General features: G+C 49.0%; 3 protein-coding genes. 2 read left to right on the forward strand and 1 reads right to left on the reverse strand.

What is annotated here, in order from left to right:
- Positions 1–188: 188 nt before the first annotated feature.
- Positions 189–1,112, forward strand: a complete 924-nt coding sequence (locus tag QVO97_RS06480; protein WP_022359559.1) for an alpha/beta hydrolase — start codon at positions 189–191, stop codon at positions 1,110–1,112.
- Between the two features lie 145 nt (positions 1,113–1,257).
- Positions 1,258–2,655, forward strand: coding sequence for a uracil-xanthine permease family protein (locus QVO97_RS06485; RefSeq protein WP_022359560.1), 1,398 nt, complete (start codon positions 1,258–1,260; stop codon positions 2,653–2,655).
- A 146-nt stretch (positions 2,656–2,801) separates the two neighbouring features.
- Here QVO97_RS06485 and QVO97_RS06490 read toward each other — a convergent pair whose 3' ends face one another.
- Positions 2,802–3,542, reverse strand: coding sequence for a nucleotidyltransferase family protein (locus tag QVO97_RS06490; protein WP_288189180.1), 741 nt, complete (start codon positions 3,540–3,542; stop codon positions 2,802–2,804).
- Positions 3,543–3,688 lie beyond the last annotated feature (146 nt).

The raw sequence follows: 3,688 nt of genomic DNA on the forward strand, positions 1-3,688 counted from the left end.
CCTATTACACAACAAGGCACATTCTTTTTTTAAGGGGGAAAATCGTATAATAGAGTGTTTTTGTGGTATCCTGTATATGAAAAGGATCTGAAAATTATATGCTTCAATAAAACAGGAAAATAAAAAATATTTCAGGCAATGTTGAGAGAGATAATTCGATATAGCATTTAGAAAGCGGGGAAATCAGGATGGCACAGGGCAAAGATTTTTATATTCCATTTCAGGATGGGAACGGCAGAATCCATGGCATCTGCTGGGAGCCGGAGGAAACACCGTGGGCGGTCATTCAGGTGGCGCACGGTATGATCGAGCACATTGGCAGATACGAAGAATTTGCACGGGCGATGAACCGGGCGGGGATTGCGGTCATCGGGCACGATCATCCGGGACATGGACGGACAGCAAAACCAGGGGAATTAGGCGAGTTCGCGGAGAAAAATGGTGTCCGCCGCGTGAACGGTGCGATGGCGCAGGTGGCACGTTTTGCGAAACACAAGTTTCAGGGCATTCCGCATATTCTTCTGGGGCACAGCATGGGTTCGTTTTTTGGACGCCGTTTTATCACGCATTATGGAGAATGGCTGGACGGCGCAATTTTCATGGGAACCGGAAGCCAGCCGGAACCACTTTTGTGGCTGGGCGGAACTGTCGTGGCAGCGGCAGCGTGGCTGGAAGGAAGAAATGGACGAAATGAGCGGCTGCACCAGCTGGTTCTTGGAAGCTATAACCACTATTTTGAAAAAGGAAAAACGGAACATCAATGGCTGTCGCGTGTGACGGAGGAGGATGAAAAATACGAGGCGGATCCATACTGCCAGTTTTTATTTACCGATGGGGCATTCGTCGATTTTTTTCAGGTCATGCTAGATTTGAAGCGGAAGAGAGGCTTTGATGGAATTCCGAAAAATCTGCCGATTCTGCTGATATCGGGAGAGGAGGACCCGGTCGGAGAAGGCGGACGCGGTGTGCGGCGCGCGATGGAAGATCTGCAAGAAACCGGATGTACCAATGTGGCGATGCAACTTTATCCGGGGGCAAGGCATGAACTGTTTCATGAGATCAACCGGGAAGAGGTATTTGGTGATATTGTGGACTGGGTAAGTAAGTTATAAGTAATACTTATAACTTACTTAATGAAAAATAATATACAAATGAAAAAACAATCTTTACAGTTCATATGCTTTTTTTTATAATTGAGAATGTTTTGGAAACTGTGTAAAAAGGTAGTTTTAAATTGGGTACAGGGAGAGAAAATCTATGGAAAATGAAAAGAAATTTACGGGACCTGCCTATGAGTTTGAGGCGAAGATGCCGTTAAAACAGGCGATTCCGCTGGGACTGCAGCACGTGCTTGCGATGTTTGTCGGTAACTTGACACCACTTCTGATCATCACAGGCGCCTGTGGTATCACGGGCGGAAACGATCTGGCACAGCTGCAGATCGAGCTTCTGCAGAATGCGATGCTGGTGGCGGGACTGATCACGCTGCTGCAGTTATTTTCAGTTGGTCCGGTCGGCGGCAAGGTTCCGATTATCATGGGAACCAGCTCTGGTTTCATCGGTGTATTCAACAGCGTGGCGGCTACGATGGGCGGCGGTATTTTAGCGTACGGCGCCATTATGGGCGCTTCGATCATCGGCGGTCTGTTCGAGAGTGTGCTTGGATGCTTCTTAAAGCCGCTTCGCCGATTTTTCCCGTCGGTCGTAACAGGTACGGTCGTTCTTTCGATTGGTCTGTCATTGATCGGGGTCGGCGTCAATTCCTTTGGCGGCGGCAGCTCGGCGCAGGACTTTGGTTCCATGGAAAATATGCTGCTTGCTATTTTTGTCCTGATTGTGATTCTGGCAGTGAAGCACGGAACGAAGGGATATTTAAGTTCTTCCTCGATTCTGGTCGGAATTATTGCCGGTTATGCTGTAGCATTCATCATGGGTCTGGTGCTTCCGCACACGGGCATTGCAGCGGACGGAACCGAATATACCAAAGCATGGGTATTAAACTGGGATAAGGTAGCACGGGCGAGCTGGATCAGCATTCCGGCGATCGTTCCGGTTAAAATTGTCTTTGATATGCGCGCGATTTTGCCGGTTCTTATCATGTTTATTGTAACCGCTGTTGAGACGGTCGGAGATATTTCCGGTGTCGTTGAGGGCGGTATGGACCGTGAGGCGACCGATAAAGAGCTTTCCGGCGGCGTTATCTGCGATGGACTTGGTTCCAGTATTGCGGCGCTGTTCGGTGTTCTTCCGAACACTTCGTTCAGCCAGAACGTAGGTCTGGTTACGATGACAAAGGTAGTCAACCGCATGGCACTTGCAACCGGCGCGGTATTCCTGATTCTGTGCGGTCTGATTCCGAAGCTGGGTGCGATCGTTTCGATCATGCCGCAGTCGGTACTGGGAGGCGCAGCGGTTATGATGTTTTCTTCGATCGTAGTTAGCGGTATTCAGCTTATCACGAAAGAGAAGATGACTTCACGCAACCTGACCATCGTCTCTGTTGCGCTGGGTGTTGGTTACGGCATGGGTGCACATGCAACCATCCTTTCCAAGATGCCGGAAGCAATTCAGCTTGTATTCGGCGGATCTGGTATCGTTCCGGCAGCTTTCATGGCGATTATCCTGAATGTGCTGCTGCCGAAGGATGAGGCGTAAGAAATAGGAAGATTAGAAAAAGGTTATAGGTACATAAAAATATAAGATCCATCTATAAAATATGGAATGTATGGCTGAAAGTGATACGTAGATTGATAAAAAGGGACTGGCATCATGCTGCATGTGTGATGTCAGTCCTTATAGTTTTATTCGATTGTTACCAGATTCTCCAGGCGTTTGAGCTCCTCCGGCGTGTCTACATCCATCAATTCCTCCGGCACTTCGGCAGTCACATACTGGACAACGTCCGGATGTTGGCGGAGAACATGGCTTCCGCCAGCTTTTTCCGGCAGATGGAGCAGTTCGTCAAAATATGCCCGGTCGAAGAGAATCGGGCTTCCGACGGTGGTTGAGACGGAAGGTTCGGGAGAAGCCGTCATTTGGACGCTGCAGAGCTGTATGATCGGTGATTTTTCTGCAATTCCTGAATTCTGAGGCAATTTTGATTTCAAAATGGAAAAATCAGAATCTGGGAAAACAGATTCTGAGTGACATGGTGATATTCTGCATTCGAGATAGCGCCGGCATATCCGTTCCAGTGTCCGTGGACGCAGAAGCGGCTGATCGCCGAGTGCAAAGAGACAGCCTGATAAATCCGGGTGCCTTTTTAACATGTGTGTAAGTCCTAGGCAGAGCGCCTCGTTCCGATTGGGAAGTGTATGAATCAGCACCGGAATTCCCAGGGACTGACAGTAATCGTGAACCTCCCGGGAGCGTGTCACAACGAGACGATCGGCAAAGAGCGGAACAGAACCGGTCACATCCAGAACCGAGTGGATGAGCGGAGCACCGTGGAACGAAGCCATGAGCTTGTTCGAGCCGAAACGTTTTCCAAGACCGGAGGCCATGATGATGCAGGCGATCCGGACATCGTTTGAATTTTGCAAACAAGTGAAAGAGGGCGTTTGTGTTCCAGAAGAGAAAAAAACAGATTTCCGCCTGCAAAAAAATTCTTCATATAACTGTTGCCCACTCTCCGTACATGCATCCCGATATGCCTCATACTTAGCTAGAAACTCCCTCGCCTCCGCCG

Origin of the sequence: Clostridium sp. CAG:43 (assembly GCF_000434655.1) — a bacterium.
GTDB classification, from domain to species: domain Bacteria; phylum Bacillota; class Clostridia; order Lachnospirales; family Lachnospiraceae; genus Otoolea; species Otoolea fessa.

Excerpts from the sequence above, each read along its gene's own strand:
- QVO97_RS06480 (WP_022359559.1), top strand. The coding sequence starts at position 189 with ATGGCACAGGGCAAAGATTTTTATATTCCATTTCAGGATGGGAACGGC.
- QVO97_RS06485 (WP_022359560.1), top strand. The coding sequence starts at position 1,258 with ATGGAAAATGAAAAGAAATTTACGGGACCTGCCTATGAGTTTGAGGCG.